This window comes from Reichenbachiella agariperforans (assembly GCF_900142205.1).
GTDB lineage: Bacteria > Bacteroidota > Bacteroidia > Cytophagales > Cyclobacteriaceae > Reichenbachiella > Reichenbachiella agariperforans.
Window position 1 is genome coordinate 1,051,781 of record NZ_FRAA01000001.1, and the last position, 25,665, is coordinate 1,077,445.

General features: G+C 44.9%; 19 protein-coding genes and 1 tRNA gene. 11 read left to right on the forward strand and 9 right to left on the reverse strand.

The genetic code is table 11. From position 1 onward, the window contains the following. Window positions 1-5 precede the first annotated feature (5 nt). Window positions 6-2,789, forward strand: coding sequence for a leucine--tRNA ligase (leuS, locus tag BUB99_RS04000; protein ID WP_073119602.1), 2,784 nt, complete (start codon window positions 6-8; stop codon window positions 2,787-2,789). A gap of 845 nt (window positions 2,790-3,634) precedes the next feature. Here leuS and uxuA read toward each other — a convergent pair. Both uxuA and BUB99_RS04010 read right to left on the reverse strand, forming a co-directional pair. Continuing rightward, a complete protein-coding gene (uxuA, locus tag BUB99_RS04005; RefSeq protein WP_221407482.1) occupies window positions 3,635-4,798 on the reverse strand; it encodes a mannonate dehydratase in 1,164 nt (387 codons plus the stop codon). A 21-nt stretch (window positions 4,799-4,819) separates the two neighbouring features. Next, a complete protein-coding gene (locus tag BUB99_RS04010) occupies window positions 4,820-6,967 on the reverse strand; it encodes an alpha-glucuronidase family glycosyl hydrolase (protein WP_084190332.1) in 2,148 nt (715 codons plus the stop codon). 262 nt (window positions 6,968-7,229) lie between these two features. Between BUB99_RS04010 and BUB99_RS04015 the strand changes: the two genes are divergently transcribed. From BUB99_RS04015 to BUB99_RS04030, 4 genes are all read left to right on the forward strand, one after another. Then, window positions 7,230-7,316, forward strand: a tRNA-Leu gene (locus BUB99_RS04015). A gap of 168 nt (window positions 7,317-7,484) precedes the next feature. Continuing rightward, window positions 7,485-8,189 (forward strand): RsmE family RNA methyltransferase, encoded by a 705-nt coding sequence (locus BUB99_RS04020; RefSeq protein WP_073119606.1) that lies wholly within the window; start codon window positions 7,485-7,487, stop codon window positions 8,187-8,189. A 98-nt stretch (window positions 8,190-8,287) separates the two neighbouring features. Then, window positions 8,288-8,722 carry a peptidylprolyl isomerase gene (locus BUB99_RS04025; RefSeq protein WP_073119608.1) on the forward strand — a complete coding sequence of 145 codons (435 nt, stop codon included), beginning with the start codon at window positions 8,288-8,290 and terminating at the stop codon, window positions 8,720-8,722. A 102-nt stretch (window positions 8,723-8,824) separates the two neighbouring features. Further along, window positions 8,825-9,709, forward strand: a complete 885-nt coding sequence (locus BUB99_RS04030; RefSeq protein WP_139280888.1) for an NHL repeat-containing protein — start codon at window positions 8,825-8,827, stop codon at window positions 9,707-9,709. 79 nt (window positions 9,710-9,788) lie between these two features. Here the strand turns inward: BUB99_RS04030 and BUB99_RS04035 are convergent, their stop codons facing one another. After that, window positions 9,789-10,334 carry a hypothetical protein gene (locus BUB99_RS04035; RefSeq protein ID WP_073119612.1) on the reverse strand — a complete coding sequence of 182 codons (546 nt, stop codon included), beginning with the start codon at window positions 10,332-10,334 and terminating at the stop codon, window positions 9,789-9,791. A 162-nt stretch (window positions 10,335-10,496) separates the two neighbouring features. On the opposite strand from BUB99_RS04035, the gene BUB99_RS04040 reads away from it, so the two are divergent. From BUB99_RS04040 to BUB99_RS04050, 3 genes are all read left to right on the forward strand, one after another. After that, complete coding sequence (locus BUB99_RS04040; RefSeq protein WP_073119613.1) at window positions 10,497-11,894, forward strand: nicotinate-nucleotide adenylyltransferase; 1,398 nt, start codon at window positions 10,497-10,499, stop codon at window positions 11,892-11,894. 85 nt (window positions 11,895-11,979) lie between these two features. Further along, entirely contained in the window at window positions 11,980-13,371 is a 1,392-nt protein-coding gene (locus tag BUB99_RS04045) for a sodium-dependent transporter (RefSeq protein WP_073119615.1), read from the forward strand. 1,132 nt (window positions 13,372-14,503) lie between these two features. Then, window positions 14,504-15,355, forward strand: a complete 852-nt coding sequence (locus tag BUB99_RS04050) for a hydroxymethylglutaryl-CoA lyase (protein WP_073119617.1) — start codon at window positions 14,504-14,506, stop codon at window positions 15,353-15,355. Here the strand turns inward: BUB99_RS04050 and dprA are convergent, their stop codons facing one another. The 4 genes from dprA to BUB99_RS04070 form a co-directional block, all read right to left on the reverse strand. Then, the gene (dprA, locus tag BUB99_RS04055) at window positions 15,356-16,465 is read right to left on the reverse strand and encodes a DNA-processing protein DprA (RefSeq protein ID WP_073119619.1); all 1,110 of its coding nucleotides are present in this window, start codon (window positions 16,463-16,465) and stop codon (window positions 15,356-15,358) included. It lies immediately after the preceding gene. 102 nt (window positions 16,466-16,567) lie between these two features. Next, complete coding sequence (locus BUB99_RS04060) at window positions 16,568-16,912, reverse strand: MerR family transcriptional regulator (RefSeq protein WP_073119620.1); 345 nt, start codon at window positions 16,910-16,912, stop codon at window positions 16,568-16,570. Window positions 16,913-16,917: 5 nt separating this feature from the next. After that, window positions 16,918-18,108, reverse strand: a complete 1,191-nt coding sequence (locus BUB99_RS04065) for a CapA family protein (RefSeq protein WP_073119622.1) — start codon at window positions 18,106-18,108, stop codon at window positions 16,918-16,920. A 123-nt stretch (window positions 18,109-18,231) separates the two neighbouring features. Further along, window positions 18,232-19,215 carry a M23 family metallopeptidase gene (locus tag BUB99_RS04070; RefSeq protein ID WP_073119624.1) on the reverse strand — a complete coding sequence of 328 codons (984 nt, stop codon included), beginning with the start codon at window positions 19,213-19,215 and terminating at the stop codon, window positions 18,232-18,234. A gap of 157 nt (window positions 19,216-19,372) precedes the next feature. On the opposite strand from BUB99_RS04070, the gene alaS reads away from it, so the two are divergent. From alaS to BUB99_RS04085, 3 genes are read left to right on the forward strand one after another with little or no spacing between them, the layout of a single operon-like run. Beyond that, window positions 19,373-22,012, forward strand: coding sequence for an alanine--tRNA ligase (gene alaS, locus BUB99_RS04075; RefSeq protein ID WP_073119626.1), 2,640 nt, complete (start codon window positions 19,373-19,375; stop codon window positions 22,010-22,012). Between the two features lie 3 nt (window positions 22,013-22,015). Further along, window positions 22,016-23,467, forward strand: coding sequence for an Asp-tRNA(Asn)/Glu-tRNA(Gln) amidotransferase subunit GatB (gene gatB, locus BUB99_RS04080; RefSeq protein ID WP_073119628.1), 1,452 nt, complete (start codon window positions 22,016-22,018; stop codon window positions 23,465-23,467). A 46-nt stretch (window positions 23,468-23,513) separates the two neighbouring features. Then, a complete protein-coding gene (locus BUB99_RS04085; protein ID WP_073119630.1) occupies window positions 23,514-24,617 on the forward strand; it encodes a peroxiredoxin family protein in 1,104 nt (367 codons plus the stop codon). A gap of 12 nt (window positions 24,618-24,629) precedes the next feature. Here BUB99_RS04085 and BUB99_RS04090 read toward each other — a convergent pair whose 3' ends face one another. Beyond that, window positions 24,630-25,148 carry a hypothetical protein gene (locus BUB99_RS04090; protein ID WP_073119631.1) on the reverse strand — a complete coding sequence of 173 codons (519 nt, stop codon included), beginning with the start codon at window positions 25,146-25,148 and terminating at the stop codon, window positions 24,630-24,632. Beyond that, window positions 25,141-25,665: an acyl-CoA thioesterase gene (locus BUB99_RS04095; RefSeq protein ID WP_073120588.1), complete on the reverse strand. Its 525-nt coding sequence runs from the start codon at window positions 25,663-25,665 to the stop codon at window positions 25,141-25,143. Before BUB99_RS04095 ends, BUB99_RS04090 begins: the two co-directional genes overlap by 8 nt.

The following is a 25,665-nucleotide window of genomic DNA, read 5'->3' on the forward strand; positions in this document are numbered from 1 at the left end:
ATATCATGGCAGATTACAATCACTCCGAGATAGAAAACAAATGGCAGAAGTATTGGCAAGACCAAAAATCATTTGAAGCCCACGTCGACACCTCCAAACCGAAGTTCTATGCACTCGATATGTTCCCTTACCCTTCTGGAGCTGGACTACACGTCGGTCACCCATTAGGCTATATCGCTTCGGACATCATCTCTAGATACAAGCGCAACAAAGGCTTCAACGTACTGCACCCCATGGGATTCGATGCCTTTGGATTGCCTGCGGAGCAGTATGCCATCCAAACCGGACAGCGCCCTGCCATCACTACCGAAGAAAACATCGCGCGCTACAAAGAGCAACTCAAGAACATTGGCTTTTCTTTCGATTGGAGCAAAGAAGTACGTACATGTGACGCAGATTACTACAAATGGACACAGTGGATATTCATCCAGCTATTCAATGCATGGTACGACCAAAGCCAACAAAAAGCTCGGCCGATAGACGATCTCGTAGCGATCTTTGCGTCAGAAGGCAACGAGTCTGTCCAAGCAGCCTGCGACGAGGACACGGTGTCCTTCACTGCGGCAGAGTGGAAAGGCTACTCTGAAAAAGAACAACAAGAAACCCTACTCAAGTATCGCCTCACCTACCTATCCGAAACTTCTGTCAACTGGTGTGCAGAGCTCGGTACCGTACTGTCCAACGACGAGGTGAAAGACGGCTTCTCAGAACGCGGCGGACACCCAGTCGTCAAGAAACTAATGAAGCAGTGGAGCATGCGCATCACTGCCTTCGCTGAGAGACTACTCGACGGCCTAGATCAACTCGACTGGTCTGAGCCACTCAAAGAAATGCAGCGCAACTGGATTGGGAAATCACAGGGTGCTGAGATGACCATGGATATCGAAGGCCATGATGACAAGATCACGGTATTCACGACACGTATCGACACGGTCTATGGAGTCAGTTTTTTGGTACTCGCACCAGAACTGGATCTTATCAAGAAAATCACAACGGACGAACAAAGAGCAGAGGTAGAAGCCTATGTAGAAGTCGCCAAAAACATCTCCGAGCGTGACCGCATGACCAATGTCAAGAAAGTGTCGGGCGCATTCACGGGAGCGTATGCGATCAATCCATTCAGCGGAGAGAAAATCCCCGTATGGATCGCAGACTATGTACTGGCAGGCTATGGCACAGGTGCTGTAATGGCCGTACCAGGCGGTGACCAAAGAGATTATGACTTTGCGAAGCATTTTGACCTCCCTATCCTACCTGTCTACGAAGGCATGGATGTGAGCAAAGAAGCTGACGCAACCAAAGAAGGCAAAATCATCAACGAAGGCATACTCAAGGGACTGACCTTTCAAGAAGCAACCGACAAAGCCACTGCCTTTCTCGAAGAAAAAGGCATCGGATCAGGCAAGATCAACTACCGCATCCGCAACGCCATCTTCGCAAGACAAAGATACTGGGGCGAGCCTGTACCCGTGTACTTCAAGGACGGCATCCCCTACCCTGTAGCCACAGAAGATCTACCGATCGTACTGCCCGAAATCGACAAATACCTGCCTACTGAGGATGGTGATCCACCACTCGCTAGAGCAGAAAACTATACCTATACACCGAAAGGAGAAAACACAGCCTATCCGCTAGAACTCAGCACCATGCCGGGCTGGGCGGGATCAAGCTGGTACTGGTATCGCTACATGGATGCCAACAACAGTGATGCATTCGTAGACAATGACGTACAAAAATACTGGAAGGATGTAGACCTCTACATCGGTGGTACCGAGCACGCTACGGGGCACTTGCTGTACTCTCGATTCTGGAACAAGTTCTTGTTTGACATGGGATTCGTACAGGAAGAAGAGCCCTTCAAAAAACTCGTCAACCAAGGCATGATCCAAGGGCGATCCAACTTCGTCTATCGCGTAAAAGGCACGAACCAATTCGTCTCCCTCAACAAGCAAAGTGAGTACGATTGTACACCGATGCACGTGGATGTAAGCCTCGTAGACAATGACGTATTGGATACGGATGGCTTCAAAGCATGGAGACCTGATTTGGCGGATGCCGAATTCATACTCGAGGACGGCAAGTATGTCTGCGGCTATGAGGTAGAAAAGATGTCCAAGTCCAAGTACAACGTCGTGAATCCAGACGATATCATCGAGAAGTACGGTGCGGACACACTTCGTATGTACGAGATGTTCCTCGGGCCGCTGGAGCAGTTCAAACCATGGAACACGCACGGGATCGATGGCGTATCGAAGTTCCTCCGCAAGGCATGGAGACTCTTCCATGACGAACAAAACGAATGGAACGTATCGGACGACAAAGCCACGCCTGAGGAACTCAAAATCCTACACAAGGCAATCAAAAAAATCGAGGAAGACATCAACAACCTCTCCCTCAACACGTCGGTGAGTACGCTCATGATAGCCGTCAATGACTTGACCGCTCTCAAGTGCAACAAACGTGAAATCCTGGAGAGCTTGACCGTTATTCTGTCGCCTTTCGCTCCGCACATCAGTGAGGAACTCTGGGAGAAACTCGGACATAGCGAAGGCATCAATCAAGTGGCATTCCCTGCTTTCGACGAAAGTCTACTGGTAGAGAATAGCCACGAATACCCAGTATCCATCAATGGCAAGGTGAGAACGAAAATCAGCTACCCAGTAGATATGGACAAAGGTGAGATAGAGAAATCCGTCTTGGCCGATGAGACAGTAGTCAAATGGACTGAGGGCAAAGCACCCAAGAAGGTGATCATCGTCCCTAAGCGAATCATCAACATCGTGCTGTAGAGACACGGAAAAAACATAACCGAAAAGGGAGAGCCGCTCACAAGTGGCTCTCCCTTTTTGCATCCAGTACCCCATCCCAAAATAGCACTACACAAACACTTCAGAATGGTATATTGATACACCTTAGCAGGGAACGTCTACCCATACCGTATTAGAAGATGTTCTAATACCGAAAAAGTAAGTATTAGTCGTCACCGCCTGATGACACTTATGATCAGGGGTTTCAAATATTTGCCCGTTAACGGTCTCTTTCCCAAAGAATGGTTTTGCTGCCTCTGAGACAAATGGCATCCCTAGAATTAAAACGACTAATACAAGTGATGAAAATCTTCTTTTTAATGAATACATATTACGTTGGTTTTAGTTAATAATGAAACAAACTAAAACAATGACTTATAGCTAATTACACGCATTGAATATTCGTCCAATTTCAACTACTATTTACCTATCATGAATGTATATCCGACTTGAATCTAAAAGCAACTTTCTAAAAAAGAACACTCGTCATTAACTCCAAACCTTAGGATAGTTTAGTTCCCTATGGCGTCAAGAGCAACTCCTAAAGTCCAGAAACCTTCCTGCAGGCTACAGGAACAAATCCGAAGACTCAGAAACCTTCCTGCAGGCTACAGGAGCAAATCCGAGGACTCGGAAACCTTCTCGCAGGCTGCAGGAACAAATCCGATGACTCGGAAACCTTCTCGCAGGCTGCAGGAACAAATCCGAAGACTCGGAAACCTTCTCGCAGGCTGCAGGAACAAATCCGAAGACTCGGAAACCTTCTCGCAAGCTACAGGAGCAAATCCGAGGACTCGGAAACCTTCTCGCAGGCTGCAGGAAGGTTTTTAGTGTTGCTTGCGATACGCCAGGCCCAATTCTAGCCCTCGCAGTTCAGCCAGGCCTTTCATCCTACCGATGCAGGTATAGCCGGGATAGGTATCTTTCCACAAATCATCCATCATCTGAAACCCGTGATCGGGTCGCATCGGCAAACTCACCTGCCGACGCTGCATGATGTCCAGCAGTCCGTCCACCACCGCGACCATATCGGTATCGGCATAGAGATGCTCCCCTTCTTCGAAGTTACCCTCCGAATCTCTGGCAGTATTGCGCAAGTGTACGAAATGAATGTGTGCCGAAAAGCGGGTCAACATCCCCAAGACATCATTGTCTGCCCGTACACCAAGCGAACCCGTACAAAAGCATAGTCCGTTAGCAGGGGAAGGAGCGAATGACAAGATATCCGCCAAATCCTGCTCTGTACTCACGATCCGAGGCAGCCCCAGCACCGAATACGGCGGGTCATCTGGATGGATGGCCATTTGGATACCGCAGGCTTCTGCCGTAGGGATCACGGCACGGAGGAAGTGCGCCAAGTTCTCCTTGAGCTGTTTCTCATCGATGTTTTCGTAGGATTGGAGAGCGGTGAGGATACCCTCGGGGGTAAAAGCCTCTTTGCTCCCCGGCAGCCCCAGCAGCATGTTATCAAACAGTCTTTTCTTTTGATCCTCGGACATACGTCCAAATTTCTCCTGCGCTTGTTCTTTGTCTGCTACCGAATACTCCTCCGCTGCACCCGGTCGCTGAAGCAACAGCCAATCTACGATGACAAAGTCCGTCCATTCGAACCGCAAGGTACGCGTACCGTCTGGGCGCACATGAAACGGATCGGTTCTGAGCCAATCCAGTATCGGCATGAAGTTGTACGTCACGACCTCTATCCCGCAGCGACTCAAATTCTCTAAACTCGTTTTGTAATGGCTGATATGTAGCGCACAGTCTTCTGAGCGCGTCTTGATCGCTTCACTCACGGGCAGGCTCTCTACTACAGTCCAGATCATCCCCTCGGCAGCCACTATAGCCTTTCGCTCCTCGATTGCTTCCACAGTCCACACCTCTCCCACGGGGATCTGGTGCAGCGCCGTGACCACTCCACTACAGCCTGCCTGTCTGATATCTCTGAGGCTGACCGGGTCTCCAGGACCAAACCACCTCATGGTTTGTTTCATCAAATACATGTTTCTTCTCGGTTACCACTGAGGCTTGATGCCCGGTGCATATGGAAATCTCAAACGCTTGTAATGTGCCAACGACCCCTTTGGCGTCTCTATCTCCGCAGGAAACGGTCGATTGGAAATCGTCTGAAAGTACAGCAAACTTGCATCTTTCCACCATACAGCTTCTTTCTCATGTATGGTCAGGAGCATCTGCACCTCCTCGAAGCGCCGCGCATCGACCTTCCCTTCTAGGCTTTCCCATTGGGACGCAAAACGTCTCACTTCATCGACACCACTTTGATAGTGTAATCCCATTTCGTCCCAAAGCGTCCTGCCCGATTGCATTTCATAGTCCCACGAGACATGGTGAAACCATAGCAGGTATTCTTCAGGGCAGGATTTCAGATTGCCAAACTTCTTGGCGATAGACTTCTGGTACTGAAGCACAGCCCCGCTTCCTTTTGCCGTACGGTCAAACCCTATCCCAAAACTATCTGCACGATGATAATAGACTGGATTCCACTCAGGTCTACCCAGTTCACTCACCCAAGGTCCAGGCCCGTAGTGGTGACCAGTCGCCATGAGGTGATGCAGCCCCAGTGGCGTCATGTAATTGACCGCCGCTTCACGCGAATGCATCATGATGTCCTTGATGGTCGCATGTACCTGTGGGTCGTGATCGAAAGCCATCGCGATCCATTCGTCCGCAATAGCATCGGCACCCAAATCTGGATTCCATGCCAACCGCCCAAAGGCGTACCAGTTGGACTGTCCAAACAAATGCCCCGTCCAGTTGCGGTCTGTGCCGATATTGGCCACACCAGCGATGACACTATGCTCCTGCTCGTTCGACTGCCCCTCTATCACTTCGCTAACAGTCGCTTTCTTGATCCCGATCTGCGCATCCAAACACTCCTCATAGTAGGTCCCTAGGTACACAAGCTGCGTCGCTTGTCCCAGATACTCCTGCGTGATCTGAAACTCCATCGCGAGCCGTGTCTCCTTCATCGCGCTAAACAGCGGATGAAAAGGTTCTCTAGGTTGAAAATCTATCGCACCGTTTTTGACCTGAATCGACACATTGTCATCGAACTGCCCATCCAGCGGCACGAACTGATCATTGGCCTGCATGTGGCGATCGACGGGATTCTCTTCGCTGTAGACAAAGGCTCTCCAGATCACCTGTCCCCCATGAGGCGCGAGAGCCTTGGCGAGCATATTGGCCCCTTCGGCATGGTTGCGATGATAGTCGTGCGGGCCAGGCTGCCCTTCTGAATTGGCTTTGACCAAGAATCCACCAAAGTCTGGGACGTAACTGTAAATCTCCTTTGCTTTGTCAGCCCACCAAGCCGCTACCCCTGGGTCGAGCGGGTCGGAAGTCGCCAACCCACCGATTTCGCTTGGCGCGCTAAATCGCGCCGTGAGGTACATCTTGATACCATAGGGTCTCAGCAGATCCGCCAAGGCCTTTACCTTCTCTAGGTACATGGGAGTCAAAATCAAGGCATTCGAATTGACATTGACAGGTACCATGGCATTGATACCAATCGAGGCGTTGGCACGCGCATACTCTGCATAGATGGGGTCGAGGTAGTCCGGCAACCTATGCCAATCCCAAATTGCAAACCCGGCATAGCCACGCTCCGAACTGCGATCCAAGTTGTCCCAGTGGTTGAGCATACGGGTCTCGATGCGTGGATACTCCACAACATCCAAGCCCACCAGCGACTGCTCAGTCTGGATCAGTCGGAGCAGGTGAAACGTACCGTAGTACAGTCCTATATCCGTATTGGCAGTCAAGAGCAAAAAGGATTTTCCCTCTCGCTGCACTGAGCGAAGCAAAAACCCCTCTGCTCCGATTTGTTCTTTGATTCCCGCATCGATCCCGAGTCCTTTCACCAGCGAATGATCCGTTTTGCAGACCTGAAGCGAATGCTCCAACCCCTCAGTAGCAACCAACTCCTGCTGGTACATGCTCGTTAGTCCGTTTGTCAACTCCTCGTGGATCAGTAGTCCCGTCTCGCTACTCGTATGTACCTCGAAGTGATCGACGGTCTGTAGATATTCGGTCAACACAGCCTCCTGGCTAATGGGAGTATATCTGAGCCACAGCCCGTGTCCATCCTCCGCAGTGGCTACATAACTCCAAAGAACCAAATAGATCAATAGTATTTTTTTCATATGCTTCATAGTCATCCTTATATAAAAACGTCGAACATAAATCACGCTTACGCTCCCTATCACCAACAAAAGAATAACAATGCAACAAGAAACACAATCGATTGCGTAAATAATATAATAGCACTCTCGTCGCAAGAACCTAGAAACCAATTCTCCCATTACGCTCTAGATCAGCGCAACTCAGTCCCTTCCCAATCCATGAGATTTTTCACTCGTATCATATTACTTTGACGGAAAGAATTCTTAATCTTGCAACCGCTTTGCCCACGTGCTGAAATTGGTAGACAGGCTAGATTCAGGTTCTAGTGTTCGTATGGACGTGAAGGTTCGACTCCTTTCGTGGGCACCAAATACCCCACTGTAACATGACTACAGTGGGGTATTGTTTTTTATAGAGTTTATTCTTTACAAGATGTAGGTCTATTGACCACATAATGATGGCTCTCACTATACTCTTCATCTATGAAAATTATCTCATTCCTACAATATTTGATATTTTAGCCAAAACATCTGATACATGAATTACTACTACCATCCCAACCCTACATCAGACGCTATTCTCAGTGGAGAGGAGTCCGCTCATGCCATCAAGGTATTGAGGAAAAAGGTAGGCGATCAGATTCATATCATGGATGGAGTGGGAGGTAAATATGTTGCAGAAATCACTGAGGCTAATTTCAGGAAGTGTGGATTCCGTATCGTGGAAGAGGAGCATTTGGCTCGATCGCATGCGCAGGTGCATATCGCTATTGCTCCTACTAAAAACATAGACAGACTGGAGTGGTTCGTAGAAAAGGCTTGCGAGTTGGGAACGGCTCAGATATCTATTTTACTCACCAAAAGAACCGAGCGCAAGAAGATGAATCTAGAACGTCTTGAAAAGAAAGCGATTAGCGCGATGAAGCAGTCAAAGAATTTTTGGAAATGTCAGATAGGAGAGTTGACAAACTATGGTAATTTCATCAATAGTTCGTCTCTCCAAACACCGCAGCGCTTCATCGCCTATGTAGAGACGGGCCAAGAAGTCGCCCTGCACAAACTCATCAAACCCAACATAGACACGCTCATTATGATCGGGCCTGAGGGGGACTTCACACCCGAAGAGGTGCAGGCTGCAGAAGCAAAAGGAGCCACCGCCATCCATCTCGGGAATAGCATCCTGCGCACAGAGACGGCAGGTATCATTGCTGCTCATACCTTCAACCTAGCCAACGAACTGTAATCCCCTCCTCCTAATAGATAATAGACTATGCGTGGATTTCTATCGGCATTTAGCTTATCATCCATTAGCTTTGCGACTCAATTTTTAATTCTATTAAGATGAAAGCAGAAATTCAAACTTCTAAAGGAGTCATGAAATTAGAGTTCTTCGAAAAGGACGCTCCAAATACAGTTAAAAACTTCACTGATCTAGCTAAAAAAGGCTACTACGATGGATTGACATTTCACCGTGTGATCCCAAATTTTGTCATCCAAGGCGGATGCCCTGATGGCACGGGTGCTGGCGGACCTGGTTACCAAATCGACTGTGAATTAGATGGTGAAAATCAGTACCACGACAGAGGTGTGCTATCTATGGCACATGCTGGAAGAAACACAGGTGGCTCTCAGTTTTTCATCTGTCACAGCAGAGATAATACGGCACACTTAGACAGAAACCACACCGTGTTCGGTAAAGTAGTCGAAGGGTTAGATGTGATCGACGCGATCAAAGAAGGCGATGTGATGGACAAAGTAGTCGTTACCGAAGACTAGTCTCATTCGGATTCTTTTCTAATGATGTGGACAAGCTCATCAGGATTCTCTTTTGATGTATATCCCAATCGGCTAACTTAGTACCGACATCAAAAGATAACCATGAAGAATCTAAAAAGCATATCACTTGGATTTTTGCTGGCAGGTATGGCCTGCCAGCAAAACCCTAAATCTGAAACTACCTCCTCAGATAATTCAACCCCTCTACTCACCAAAGTTTGGGAATCTGATACGCTACTCACCACCAGCGAATCGGTGATCTACCATCCTGAATTAGATGTACTATTCGTATCCTGTATCGGCAACACCCCTCCTGACAACATAGATGGGGACGGTTTCATCGCACAAGTGTCTCCCGAAAACGGTGAAATTCTGAATCTAAAATGGATAAAAGGCCTCTCTGCTCCCAAAGGCATGGGAATAGTAGGCAACAGCCTCTTTGTGGCAGATATCAGTCAAGTCGTCGAAATCGATATCGCTCAGTCCAAAATCATCGGCAGTTACCTTGTCGATGGAGCCAAATTCCTCAATGACATCACGGTCACCGCCGACAGTACGGTATTGATATCTGACTCAGGTACCAACCAAATCTCTCAGATCAAAAACGGCAGGCTCTCACTTTACAAAGAGGGCGAACCACTAGCTGGGCCTAATGGACTACTGGTCGATGGAGACGACCTATACATCGCTTCCTTTGGAGGGAGTGGCGCATTCATCCAAATGGACAGAGTCACGCAGCAATCCACAGTTTTGGTTGATTCGATCAGCGGTGGAGATGGTGTTGTTGCTTTTGAGGATAACTTTGTCGTATCGACTTGGGCTGGAGAAATCTATCACGTGACCCGAGACGGAACAAAAACACTACTACAAGATACCCGAGAGGCAAAAATCAATGCTGCAGACATTTGGTATAGTCCAGAAAAAGAACTGCTGTTAGTACCAACATTTTTCGCAAATAGCGTAACAGCTTACAAAATCGAAAAGTAATCTTCTGATGCTAGATTTTAGATGATAGGCTCTAGAATTGACCTTGAGGCTAAAATCTAGCACTTATACCAAACTGAGGCTAATAGTTCAGCTCTTTGCTTTGGACGTTGCGAAACATACCTTCTGATTCGTAAAATTTGCCACGCTCGACCATACCGATATATTCGGTCTCTCCTACTCGCCTTTCGTAGACATACGCCTTGTCCAGGTAATCCAGCGAATACACATCGAACCCCATAGAAACATCCGAGTCTCTCACTACTAGGACATCAAATAGCATCCCTGTATGAGTCTGATAGTTTTGATCCAGATAGAAATACAGAATATGCCCCTCCTCCGAGACGGGATCGATTTCATGCTCGGTGATCATTTTGGTACTATGGTTTTCGAATCGAATTTTCCTCCAGATAAAATATGGAGACCCTTTGCTGGTCAGTAGCTTCCACTTGTACCAGTAGGTCACTTCTATATCCTCATAGCGAAAATTAACCTTGCGATAGTAGAACAGATTGAGCGAATCAATATAATATGCCACGAGTATCAGCCCGATCAACAGGAAGAAGACTAAGCCTCCCAGTAGAAGGCCATCACTCACTTCATTTAGAATGATTTCGGCGAATTGCATGGTTGTGATTCTATTATAAGAGAACAAATATCGTCTTCATTTCTGACAAAGAACAGAAATGATTTAGAAGGCATTCAAATAAGACATTTTATCAAAAAATAAAGGCCTTGATATTCGTTAAAGATAGACAAGTCCATACTTTTGTTCAAACGAAAAACGCATATGGAATCAGGTGTACATACCACAAAAGAAAAAGCCTTATCTCTTAACCTAAATGAGTCCATCTACGGTTCTCTAGCAGAAATCGGTGCAGGACAAGAGGTCGCTTCCAACTTTTTCAAAGCGGGTGGCGCATCTGGCACTATTGCAAAGACTATGTCGGCCTATGACATGGAATTTTCGGATGCCATCTACGGTGCTACTGAGCGATATGTATGCGAAGAAAAACTCATGAAAATGATCGAAAAAGAGTACGGACTGCTTTCGGTTCGACTCACCAAACGAGCTGAAAACAGCAAGTTTTTTGCGTTTGCAAACACAATCGAAACGATCAACTTCAAAAAAACCAACCAAGGACACGGATGGCTCGGTGTACGGTTCCAGCTAGAACCTAATGCTCCCTACAATGACATTATCATTCACGTGGTACTTAAAGACCCAGAAACCATCTGGCAACAAGAAGTACTGGGTAAAATAGGAGTCAATCTCATCTACGCGTGTTTTAATCACCATACCAATGCGGATCGCATGATGGTCTCCATCGTAGACAACATCAGCGAAGGCAGAGTGGAGATCGACTACTTCAAAGTCTCAGGTCCTAGTTTTAAAAACATCGACAACCGCCTGATGAGTCTAAAACTTGTCAAGTATGGATTGACGCACGCCGCGATGTTTGACAAGCGAGGCAACAACCAACAACCTTCCACTTTCCTCTACAAAAAGAACATATGCGTACTTAGGGGGTACTTCAGACCCGTCACAGTGGTCAGTGAGGACATGATAGAGTCGGCTATTACACAGTTTAAATTAGACCCCACACTGGATCACGAAAAGCTACTGATCACAACTGAGCTCACACTCAATGACCTAACCCATGATGGTAAAGTAGACGAACAAGACTTCCTCGATAGAGTAGAATTACTCAATTCGCTAGATCACAACGTACTCATCTCTAACTATTCAGAACACTACAAACTAGCCGCCTATCTCTACCAGTTCACCAAAGGCAAGCGCATGTCCTTCGTAGTAGGTACAGAAAATCTACGCAAGATGTTCGACGAATCCTACTACCAGAACCTACAAGGTGGGCTATTAGAATCTTTTAGTCGACTCTTTGGCTCTAATGTCAAGCTGCTCATCTACCCTACTCTCTACCAAGGAAAAATAGAGACGTCTATCAATTTTACACCTCCAAAACATCTTGAGCACCTCTACCTCTACCTGAAGGAGAATAACTTCATTGAGGACATAGTTACTGCCAAGCGTGACATCCAACACATCCAAACCATCGAGGTGCTCCAAAAAATCAAAAGCCAAGACATGAGCTGGGAAGAAAATGTCCCACCCAAAGTCGCCGAACTCATCAAGGAACACGGTATGTTTGGCTATCAGAGCAAATAATCAAACGGATATCACACCGTACATCACGAATATTTCACGGATGATAGTTTTTCATATATCTTCGTGATTTACAAATACAACACAAATGGCCGCAAGAGGAAATTTCAGCAACAGATTGGGTTTTATATTAGCAGCAGCAGGATCCGCAGTGGGTCTTGGTAATATATGGAAGTTCCCATTCGAGGTAGAAGCTGGAGGCGGTGCAGCATTTGTTGTGGTCTATTTGATTTTCTGTTTCACCCTTTGCTTTCCTGTACTAGTCACAGAGATCGCCATTGGCAGAAAGACAGAGAAAAACCCTGCAGGAGCATTTGTCGCTTTGGGATTCCCAAAATGGAAATATCTCGGTGTACTCGGGATCATCAGTGGGATCATCATCCTATCCTTCTACAACGTCGTAGCTGGCTGGGCATTTGGTTACTTTATCGAAATGGCTCAGGGCAATTTTGACATTGGCAATCAGTTCTCCGACTACATCACCAATATATGGAGAATAGCAGTATACGCGATCCTATTCATGGGAGCTACCGCACTCATCGTATCCAAAGGTGTCTCGGGTGGGATAGAAAAAGCTGCTAAGATATTGATGCCTACGCTGATCTTAATGATCCTCGGGATACTGGCATACTCTTTCACACTCCCCAATGCCATGACAGGTATCAAGTACTACCTAGTCCCCGAGTTTTCGGAACTCAACCTGCGCGTAGTAGGTGGTGCGCTGAGACAAGCATTCTTTTCCCTATCACTCGGTATGGGTGCATTGATCACCTATGGCAGTTACCTATCCAAGAAAGAAAACATCGTGTCTTCAGCTGCTTCCATCACGCTTTTTGACGTAGGGATAGCCTTTTTTGCAGGTCTTATGTTGTTTCCATTGGTGGCTTATAGTACCGGTGGAGACATGAGCAACATACAAGGAGGTGCAGGATTAATATTCGTTACACTACCTGGTGTCTTCGAATCTTTAGGACCCGTACTAGGCATAGTGATCGGTTCATTATTCTTTTTGCTACTTTCATTTGCAGCACTGACTTCTACAGTCTCACTGCTAGAGGTACCTGTATCTTACATTGTAGATGAATACAAAGCCAATAGAAACACTGCGGTCATCATCATGGCTGTCATCATATTCATAGCAGGTATCCCCTCACTATTAGGCAACGGTTACAGCGATATGCTGACTAATTTCATAACCTATGTCGGAGCAGATAACCCGACAGACTTTATGACATTCTTAGGTCAGCTGGCTGATATATTCTTGCTCCTTGGAGGATTCTTAATCGTAACCTTTGCTGCCTATGTCTGGAAGAAAGCCAATCTTCATGAAGAACTCGCTCAAGGACATGAAGGCTACCACCAGTCTTGGGTTAAAACCTTTATCAATATCACGGTGAGCTACCTATGTCCAGCCTTACTAGGTATGCTATTCGTACTAGTCGTTCTCAACAACTTCTTTGGTATCGATATCATCAACTAATATAAGTTTTAAAGAACACCGCTTCACACATTACTCTGATTTGACTTAGATGGAAAATCAGAGCCCCAATTTTCTGCTAGGAAAACAACATTTAGTTGGTTAACTCTATAGAAACAACCATATAGAAGCTGGATTACCAATCAACTACACAAAGACTACCCCACCATATCACCTATTAACCTGAGTCGATTTCAACCTTCATTAACCCCTTGTCGGAAATGCATCAATCATACTTTGTCTTCAAGCCAGATAGACCATGTCTCCGGTAGATAAATACCCCCTCTTTTTCATTATCAATGAAAGAAGCTAAAAGGCTAGAAACCTATAAACGCGCTACCGCTCAAACAGTATAATTTTCAAACCCCTTGAATAAAGTATATAGAGCATGATTCATTTTTAATCGAACTCAGGTTAAAAGGTAGATGAGCATGAGACATAAGCACAAAGTGTATTAAACCTCGTTAGGTTGTAGCATTTTGATATATATCTAAACCATTTTAGATATAAATCTTTTTAAGTTTAGATATATACTGTTTTATATTTAGATATATATCTTTTTGTTGTAAGATGCTGTGGAGTCATACAGCATCACCTTACATCTATACCCTCTTGTGCCCAATTACTAACCTGAGTTAGATGCTAAATAACAGTTGCCTTGAAGGTCAAGGCTATCTTAGCAACCTCTCCAAGAGTTTATAATGGCAGACAAAAAAGCATCAAATTTTTATCTAAATACTAGTATCCTATTGAGGTTGGTAGAAGCTAAAGCGAGATGCTCTAAAGTGCATCGTTTTAACGCCTACTGTGACCAATAAACCATAAGACAAAACCACATTCAAGACCTTGATGGGGGATAGCCTGATTACTCAGGTTATTAAAAAGAGTTACGATTACCCCCTGCACTTCATTGTGCTTTTACGAAGTGGGGGATGATCGAGTCAGAAAGATAGGCCATACCTCAGGAATCAACACCCGAATCCTACTCCTGCTCAACTAGTCCTTCTGCTTTGACCAATGTATGAGCCCAGCGTTCTATCCAATCAGCGCTGCGGCATATCTAAACAGCTCCTCCGTTTAAGGTACGCTTTTCTAACCAATGTCAATTATATTAGCCTAATCAAACTACCTGAGAATGAAAATCATCGAATGCCCACGTGATGCCATGCAAGGCTTGCATGGATTTGTCCCTACCGAACAGAAAATAGAATATATCAACCAACTCTTACGTGTGGGTTTTGACACCATTGATTTTGGGAGTTTTGTCTCTCCCAGGGCTATCCCTCAGATGCGAGACACCAAAGAAGTGCTAAGTTCACTAGACCTCAAGCACACCAAAACCAAATTGCTCGCTATCATCGCCAATACCAGAGGAGCGCATGAGGCAGCAGAATTCGATACGGTTGACTACTTAGGCTTCCCGCTATCTCTATCAGAGACGTTTCAGCAACGCAATACCAAAAAAAGCATAGCCCAAGCACTAGAAGAACTGACGATCATCCAAGACATCTGCAAAGAACATAACAAAACACTTGTAACCTACCTATCGATGGGTTTTGGCAACCCCTATGGAGACTCTTATGAAGCAAGTGATGTTATAGATATGATCGAGAAACTCAAAAAACTAGACGTACAGATCATCTCTCTTGCCGATACGGTAGGGCTCGCTACGCCAGAACTGATCAAAACGACGTTTCGTGCCGTGACGGAGCAGTTTCCTGATACGGAGTTTGGGGCACACTTGCACTCAGATCTGGATTCGGCAATCGATAAAGTAGAGGCTGCATACAAAGCGGGGTGCACTCGGTTCGATGGTGCAATCAATGGTTTCGGAGGTTGCCCGATGGCAGAAGACAAGCTAGTCGGCAACATCGCTACCGAAACTATACTCGCTTATTTCGAAGACAAAGGCGTATCCGTCAACTATGACGGCAAAGCCATTAACCAAGCCATCAACATGGCTCCAGGTCTCTTCCTAGGTAAATGATCAAATCCGCTGGATTAGACGGTATTGTTTACCCGGCAAGGATTCAATTAAACCAGAAAACTCCAGGTTCAAAAGCATCGTCACGACTTGATTGATCGTTAGCTGTGTCTTCCAACACAATTCATCAAGATGTACTCCTTTCTTAAATTCGCTTAACACTGTGAGTATACGCTGCTCCTCTGACGTAAAAGTTGACAAATCAAGCACTGCCTTAGGTTTTTCTTTATCTCCAGGAGTCCAATTCATATTATACTCGATATCCCTGATATCCGTGTAGATCAATGCCCTTTGGGCTCGTAGCAAGGCATTGCATCCCTCAGAGTAGGTACTACCTAATTCCCCTGGCACAGCAAACACCTCACGATTGTATGAGTAAGCAATGTTTGCAGAGATCAATGCGCCACCTTTCGCTGCGGCCTCTACTACGATCAAGGCGTCACACATCCCAGCGATGATGCGATTGCGGGCAGGAAAATGATGCGGATCTGGCTTAGTCCCTGGTGGATGCTCTGTCAATAGCCCCCCATTTACTTGCATATCATTGGCAACACCTTTGTGCGCTGCGGGGTAAATCATATCTAATCCTCCTGCCAATACACCTATGGTTGACAGGTCACTTTTCAAGGCAGCTTTATGAGCAGCTATATCTATCCCGTAGGCCAGTCCGCTTAAAATCAGTGCATCATGTGCTTTCAATCCCTCTACGATTCTGGCAGTAGTCTGGCGTCCATATTGGGTAGCATTCCGTGTTCCGACTATACCAATTATTTTTCTTTGATTGTAATTCTGAGTTCCCTTATAGTATAGTACCAAAGGCGCATCATTCACCATTTTCAGTTTATCGGGATAGGCAGGGTGATAGTAGGGAATTATTTGAATGGCTTGCTTTTCACAGGCTGCTACACACTTTTCTGCAGCTGATAATGCTTCCTTATTAAGCAACATTTCAGCGACTTTGGGTCCTATTCCAGGTATCTTGAGTAAGCGACCTTTAGGCAAATTAAAAACAGCCTGCGCCGATCCACAATAACTAACAAGTTGCTTCGCCAGCACATCACCAACACCTGTGGTCAGCTTAAGCGCTAGTATATATACATAATCTTTTTCCACTTACTTCGAATACATTAATGTTCAAACACATTATGGTTTGGGCACAGTGATTCACTGTGCTCTTTGTGAAGCATCAAACTTCACCCATAACTATTCTAATAATTAATTTTTCTGTAAGCCGTCTTTTAGCTGAGAGAGGAATTGACGAATTCCCTTTAGTGATTCTATCATTTCTATTTTGTCAGTTGCTGCACTGACATCACTTTTGATAAAATCCCGTGCACCGTGCAGTGTATATCCTTTGACCTTTACCAAATGATATATTAGCTTGATCTTCTTAATGTCATCAATCGTAAACTGCCTGTTCCCTTTGCGGTTCTTCTTCGGACTAATGATATCAAACTCGGTTTCCCAAAACCTAATCAAGGAAGTAGCCACACCTAAGTCATCAGCGACTTCTCCGATGGTGTAGTATCTTTTTTCTATTTGTTTCTCTTTGTAAGGCACAGTTTTCAGTTGTCAATATAGGTAATTAAACCTGAATCTTCAATCTTCAATTTGCTTTCAGGAAAATCTTTTTCGGTCAAACTTTTCACCAATTTAATGGCACGATTATTCAAATCAAACTTAGGTCCTCCAGCGCCTGGCTGATAAATAGGTATGAGCTGACCTTGTATAAATCGACCTGTACCATCCGTCTGAATTTTGACTATGGGCGCTACCCCCTTCACACCACTTAGATTAAACCTACCATAGGTACAAAAGTTACCCATACTGTAAATAATAAATCGATTTTTGTATAAATCTACTGCTCGTGTCACATGAGGGCCATGTCCAAAGATCACATCTGCTCCTTCGTCTATCATCATCCGGGCAAACTCATACACATTGCCCCTATCCTCGCCATAATAGTACTCAGAGGTGCGTGTTACATGCTGATGTTCTTTACCTTCTGCTCCCGCATGAAAAGAAACAATCACCACATCCACCATAGAATCCAACTGAGCCACCAGTTTCCTCGCTTGTTCGTGATGATGGATCAATATCGTACCTTTATTGGGAGAGAAGGCCACCATCCCATACTTCATCCCATCGCGCTCAAAGATAGTATATGGTGCATTTATTAGCCCTGCATAATTGATCCCCAAAGTATCCAACGAACGCATAGTACTCTGGCGACCTGCGTCCCCAAAATCTCCTGCATGGTTATTCGCCAGACTCACTACATCAAACCCAGCATCCGTGAGATTAGAAAGCATAGAAACTGGCGATCGAAACAGATAACAAACCTTAGGGTTATTACACTTCTTTTGATCTCCACCTTCATCCAAAATAACGCCTTCTAAATTACCAAAAGTCACGTCAGCTTGCTGCAAGGTGTCAGACACTTCAGACCATAGATCTCTACCGTTATTCGGTGGTAGATAGCCCTTCTCTGGAAAATTAGTCCCCATCATAATATCCCCTACACCTATGATCGTCAACGTATCCTTCAGTACACGATGGATTTCAACATCAACCTCTTCGTCTAATGACATAAGGGTATCTTGCTGCGCGGTGATGTAATAAACGGGTTCTTGAACCACCGTATCCATCACTACGGTATCTTGAGGTACAGTCATGTCCGACTGTGGCATATGACGCTGAGTCTTACACCCTGCGAGCCACATCGCCAAAACACCTACCACCAAGATTTTCTTCATGATTCAAAATTATACCGCAATTCGAAAAGAGTCGACATGTCAACGGTCAAGTTTTCCACAATAGCCAATAAAAAACCCTGACACTTACAGCACCAGGGTTCAATAACTTGAATCATACAACGCTTAATAAGAACCCAAAGCTTGGTTCTCTATCGCAGCTAACCGGAGAATCTCTTCGTATTCTGCAGCATTCAAATCCTTATAAAAGAAGTGAACTGGATTAATCTTCTTTCCATCTTTACTCACTTCATAGTGCAAGTGTGGCGCAGTAGACTTTCCTGAATCTCCCACATAACCTATACACTCACCTCTTTTAACTTTCTGTCCTTTCTCTACATTGAATTTGCTCATGTGTGCATATTTAGTCACATAACCATATCCATGATCGATCTCTATTTGCTTCCCATACCCACCAAAACTAGAATGGACTCGGCTTACCACTCCATCGCCAGTCGTATAAATAGGCGTCCCTTTGGGTGCTGAAAAATCCACTCCCCAGTGCATCTTTCTCGTTTTCAATATAGGATCGGTTCTATACCCAAAACCTGATGAAAAACGCTTTAATTCTTTATTTGACACAGGTTGTATCGCTGGTAGCGAAGCAAAGAACGCTTCCTTGTTACTAGCCATTTCTATGAGTTCATCGTAAGACTTGGTCTGGATGTACATCTGTTTTTTGAGCTTATCTATTTTGGTATATGCCTCCAACAATAAATCTTCTCTCTCTAGCCCCTTTTCCGAAACTTCTTTGTATCGATCAGTTCCACCCACACCCGCATTTCGGATAGAAGAAGGAATCGGCTCAGCTTCGAAAATCACACGATAAACGTTATCATCACGCTCTTGTAGGGAAGTCAGCATTTGTGACGCATCTGCCATCTCGTCCTGCAAGCGCTCATAGTAATAGACCAACTCCTCGTTCTCCTTCTCTAACTGTGCTACTACAGGGGATTTAAAATACTTATTGTAGACAATAAACATCCCTACGGACAACATCACCGAAAGTGATAAAAATCCTAGCGCATTTAATATGATATCCCAGGTGGACACCTTGACACGTTCATATTTGCATGATTCCGTGTCGTAATAGTATTTTATTCTAGCCATATTAAATCAGAATATCTAACTTTGTGCTTCGTTTTTGATTGGTAGTCAATATTTTCGCTTACGGCTTAAATGATTCGTAAATATAACCGCAATTTAATACAATTTTAAAACTAAAAGAAAATCAGCCTTTACAAGGTCTGATCGAGGAAAAGCATAGATGGAGTCGAAAGAGATTAGACAGCGTTTTTTAGAATTTTTTAAGAGAAAACAACATGAAATAGTTGCCTCTGCCCCCCTAGTCATACACAATGACCCTACCTTGATGTTTACCAATGCGGGGATGAATCAGTTCAAAGATTTCTTTTTGGGCAATGCAGACCCCTCCTCAAAACGTATCGCAGACACCCAAAAATGTCTGCGTGTCTCTGGCAAACATAATGATCTCGAAGAAGTAGGACTCGATACCTATCATCATACAATGTTCGAGATGCTGGGTAACTGGTCTTTTGGTGACTACTTCAAAAAAGAAGCAATCGAATGGGCATGGGAATTATTGACAGAAGAGTTTCAGCTCCCGAAAGACCGACTCTATGCATCAGTATTTGGAGGAGACGAAGGAGACAATATGCCTTTGGATCAAGATGCCTTAGACCTCTGGAAAAGCATCATCCCTGAAGACCGAATTGTCTACGGCAACAAAAAAGACAACTTCTGGGAAATGGGAGAAACAGGGCCTTGTGGTCCTTGTTCCGAAATTCACATTGACTTACGTCCTGAAACAGAAGTGGAAAAAATCCCTGGAAAAGACTTGGTCAATATGGATCACCCTCAGGTGGTAGAAATATGGAATCTGGTCTTTATGCAGTTTAACCGCATGGCCAATGGGTCGCTGGTCAAACTACCTGCACAACATGTCGATACAGGAATGGGTTTTGAGCGTCTCGCAATGGCCATCCAAAAAAAGACCTCCAACTATGACACAGATGTCTTCTCTCCGCTGATCAATTTCATCGCAAACAAAGCAAGTGTAGACTATGGCAAAGACGAAAAAACAGACATCGCGCTACGCGTGATTTCGGATCACATTCGTGCGATTGCCTTCACAATAGCAGATGGCCAGCTCCCCTCTAACAACAAAGCTGGATATGTCATCCGACGTATATTAAGAAGAGCCGTACGTTATGGTTATACCTTCTTGGACTTCAAAGAACCGTTCCTATATCAATTGCTCCCTGTACTGGCAGGTCAGTTCGATGGTGTGTTTCCTGAGTTAATCTCTCAGCAGGATTTCATTGCTAAGGTGATTAGAGAAGAAGAAACTTCTTTCCTCCGAACGCTGGACAAGGGGCTCACTAAGCTAGACGTCATCACAAAACAAGCGGAATCAGGCAGCAAGATTATAGAAGGGAAAATAGTTTTCGAACTATACGACACCTATGGGTTTCCATTTGACCTTACCTCCCTGATCGCCAGAGAGAATGGACTAAGTGTGGACGAAGAAGGATTCAAAAACGAAATGCAGGTACAGAAGAGCCGCTCTAAAAAAGACGCTGCTACTGCAAAAGGTGACTGGATAGAAATAAAACACATAGATGAGGTGACCTTCCTAGGGTATGACGCTGTGACCTCTTCCGCTCAGATATCAAAGTACAGAGAAGTAGAAGAGAAAGGCAAAACACTCTACCACATCGTACTAGACCAAACACCATTCTATGCTGAGAGTGGCGGACAAATAGGTGATACAGGATATCTAGCAGATGGCAACCAAAAGACGACCATCATAGACACCAAAAAAGAAAACAATTTGATCATCCACTTTGCGAAGGAGCTACCCAAAAACCTCGAAGCGAATTTCAAAGCAGTAGTCAACGTAAGCAAACGTCGATTGACCGAAAACAACCACAGTGCAACCCACCTACTACATGCTGCACTGAGACAGGTATTGGGCACACATGTACAACAAAAAGGGTCTTTGGTCAATGACAAAACCTTGCGATTTGATTTCTCGCATTTCTCTAAAATGACAGATGAAGAAATCCTCGAAGTAGAGAAAATCGTGAACCAAAAAATCAGAGAAAATATTCAGCTCAATGAGCAACGCAACGTACCAATTGAGGAAGCCAAAAACCTCGGTGCAATGGCGCTCTTTGGAGAGAAATATGGGGATTTTGTTCGTGTCATTACATTTGACAAAAACTACTCCGTAGAACTCTGCGGGGGTACACATGTGCCTGCCACGGGCAACATTGGGCAATTCAAGATCATCTCTGAAGGATCCGTAGCTGCTGGTGTACGCCGTATCGAAGCACTCACTGCAGAAGCTGCTGAAAACTACCAACTCAAGCAAAACGAAGTATTACAACAAGTCAACGAACTACTCAACAACCCTAAAGACACCGTCAAGGCAATCGAGGCATTGGTAAAAGAGAAACTCGAACTGACCAAAGAGATCGAAGAAGTCAACCTTGAAAAAGGCAAACAGCAGAAAATCCTACTACAGCAAAAAGTTCAGGCTGTCAATGGATTCAACCTTCTCATAGAACAAGCGGAGCTACCCAATGCAGATGCACTTAAAAAATTAGCTTTCGAATTTAAAAATGAAGTAGAGAACCTTATCATGGTTATTGCTGCTAATATTGCGGGCAAGCCGCAGATAGCCGTGATGATTTCGGACAATCTCGTCAAAGAGCATGCACTTCATGCAGGCAATATGGTGAGAGAGCTTGCCAAGGAAATCAAAGGCGGTGGTGGTGGTCAGCCATTTTTCGCAACTGCTGGTGGCAAGGAAATCAATGGGCTGCCACAGGCTGTGACCAAAGCAAAAGAATTAATCGAAAGTATGACCAGTCATTCATAAGGTTTGAAAGAAAAATCATCTAAATACGAATTAGTAGTAGGTCTAGAAGTACACGTACAACTCGCCACAGAAAGCAAGCTGTTCGCTTCGGACAAAAACAGTTTTGGGGATGCTCCCAACACCAACGTGAGTCCAATTACATTGGCTCATCCTGGTACGCTCCCAAAACCTAATAAAAAAGCCATAGAGTACGCTATCAAAATGGGGCTGGCCTGCAATTGCGAGATTGCCAAGGTGACTAGTTTTGATCGCAAAAACTACTTCTATCCAGACCTACCTAAAGGCTATCAAACCACTCAGGACAACCAGCCCATCTGTATCGGTGGCTACTTGGATGTAAAAAGCGGTGAAAGCATGAGACGCATTGACTTCAACAGGATACATGTAGAAGAGGACGCAGGCAAATCAATGCATGATGCAGCGCACCAAGGCACGCTGTTGGATTACAATCGTGCTGGAACGCCACTCATAGAAATGGTCACAGAGCCCGTCATCAGTACAGCCGAAGAGGCTGGCAACCTCATCACCGAAATCCGAAGAATAGTCAGATTCTTAGGCGTTGGAGATGGCAATATGGAAGAAGGATCACTCAGGTGTGATGCCAACATTTCTCTCCGACCAAAAGGAACACAAACGCTAGGACAGAAAGTAGAAATCAAGAACATGAATTCTATCCGAAACGTACAGAGAGCCATCCAGCATGAGGTCACGAGACAATCGCACCTTTTGGATCAGGGAAAAACGATCAAACAAGAGACCAGAGGTTTTGACGATGCGACGGGCAAAACTACCTCACAACGTAGCAAGGAAGAAGCAAATGACTACCGCTACTTCCCATGTCCCGACCTATTACCTATCAAGATATCTGATAGCTATCTCACAGAGATCAAGGCTATGATGCCAAAACTCCCCGCTGAGATTGTCAAAGAACTGCAAGAAAAATTTAATCTAACAGAGTATGATGCTGACATCATCGCAGAGAGCGAAGATCGTGCGGACTATTTCTTTCATACTGCCAAAATCTGTTCTCATTACAAAAAGATCGCGAACTGGATGATAGGTCCTATCCAAAACTACTTAGCAGAACACAACCAGAGTTTAGCCCAATTCAGTATTACTCCTGAAAAACTCCACGACTTGATCGATTTGGTAGAAAGTGGAAAACTGAACTACAGCACGGCCTCCACCAAGGTTTTTCTAGATATGATTGCCAATCCTGACAAATCGGCCAGCGAAACTGCCAAAGACCTAGCGCTCTTTCAGGACAATGACGAGTCTGGACTTCAAAAAATAGTGGATGAAGTACTTGAGGGTATGCCCGACAAGGTCGCAGCATTCAAGAAAGGTAAAAAAGGACTGATGGGGCTATTCGTAGGAGAAGTCATGAAAAAGTCTCGTGGCAAAGCCAATCCACAGATCACAACTAAACTACTCAACGAAACGCTCAGCAAGTAACAAACCCTTTTCACATCACTACGTTGTGAAAGTAAAAAAACACACAATGAAAAACACGTTTTATACAGTACTCATTAGCCTAGTCATATTTTCATGTTCGGAGAAGAAAGAAGGTGCCAGCATCTCTGGCACTTACGAAAATCCGATTACTGATGAATTAGTCAAATTAGAACTTATCAAAAACAATGAATTAGCCGTTATAGATTCATTCTACATAGATAAATCTGGAAAATTCTCTAGTACTGTCCTCTTAGATGAGCCCTCATTTTTGCGTTTAAACTTCTACAACAAGCACATCGTGAATATGGTGCTAGACAATGATGACGAAGTAACCCTCCTCAAATCGGAAGATGACATAGATCAACCCTACCGAATCAAAGGATCAAAAGATACTGACTACATCTACATCCTCACCGACTTGAAAAAGGTTTTTGAAAATAAAATCCAAGGTCTCAATGAGGAATTCATGACTGCTCGCAACGAAAATGACATAGAAGCACTAGAAGCTATCAAGGCTGAATTCATGGAAATGCAAGCAGCCAGCACGCAAGATATCAAAAAAGAAATATGGAAGATGGACAACTCGATCGCTGGACTCCTAGCAACCTCTTTCTTGGACGAGGAAAATGAGTTTAGCTTCCTAGATAGCCTAGCGAAAAAATACAACGAACAACTGCCTAACTCGAGCTATACCATCAGCCTACAAAATCGTGTCAATGACATGAGAAACTTGGCTATCGGGTCAGAAGCACCTGAAATAAGCCTACCAAATCCAGATGGAGACATTGTTAAGTTGAGCTCTTTTAGAGGCAACTACGTCATGATAGACTTTTGGGCTGCATGGTGTAGACCTTGTAGAATGGAAAACCCTAATGTACTCAGAATGTACAATACCTATCATGACAAAGGGTTTGAAATCCTAGGTGTTTCTCTGGATAGAAAAAAGGATGCTTGGGTAGAAGCCATAGAAAAAGATCAATTGCCTTGGGCACACGTTTCGGATCTGAAATACTTTCAGTCAGAAGCTGCAGCTACCTACCAAATCAACGCCATACCAGCCACCTTTTTGATAGGTCCTGATGGCAAAATAGTGGCTAAAAACCTACGAGGACCAGCACTAGAAGCCAAGCTGAAGGAAATCTTCGGATAAGTTAGGCAGGGCTTACAAGAACATTTGCTGCAAAGCAGACCATAGCTGTTTCCTATATTCTACGGAGGCAGCTATGGTTGATAAATCATGCGCCATCACCACTTTTTGGTTTCCCTTTACTCCCATTTGATAAGGAGACAATACGCCCAATTCATGTGCCGCTGTAAAAGCAATCACATACTGATGTACCGGGGGCTGCTCCAGAGGAAACGTTCGTACATTTCTACTATCGACTCCATCCCATGTCAGTTTAACTGCCCCTAATATTTTGGTCAAATAGTCCTTTTGCACTGCGAGCATTTCCTCCCCATTTGGGTTTTCAAACAGGATCAGCACCTTATTGATTGGTGCTTGATAGGAAGGTTTGGGATCACTGACCTGTGGTACTGCTTCTACTTTAGAAGCAGATGGCTGCTGAATAGGGGATTTGGTCGCTGCTACTTCATTCACGGCAGAAGACATCTCCACAGGATCAATCTGATACAAGGTCTCATTGATCAGATATTTTAAAAATTCCTGACTTTCACTCATCGAAAAATATAGCTTTTAGTTCGTTAGCTTCTTGTGGTTTCATACGATTGGCTAGCACCAGTCTCATTTGTCGTCTGCGCAATGCTCCTTCATAATGTGATTTTTCCACCGCAGTTTCTGGCGTCACTTCTGGCACACGCCTCGGTTTCCCAGCATCATCCACCGCCACGAAGGTGTAGTAGGCAGAGTTACTCTGCTTCAGTTTTCCATTCGGAATATCCTCAGCAGTTACTTCGATAAAAACCTCCATCGACGAGTTAAATGCACGTGTCACTTTGGCCTTGAGTGTCACTACCTCACCCAGTGCGATGGGCTGAGCGAAAGACACATTATCCACCGAAGCAGTCACTACAATACTACGAGAATGACGCTGCGCGCATACTGCAGATGCAATATCCATCATGTGCAGGAGTCTACCTCCCATCAGATTATTTAGGGTATTGGTGTCGTTAGGTAGTACGAGTTCGGTCATTACGACCTCCGATTCGTTGGGTGTTTTGTGGGTTGCTGTTGTCAT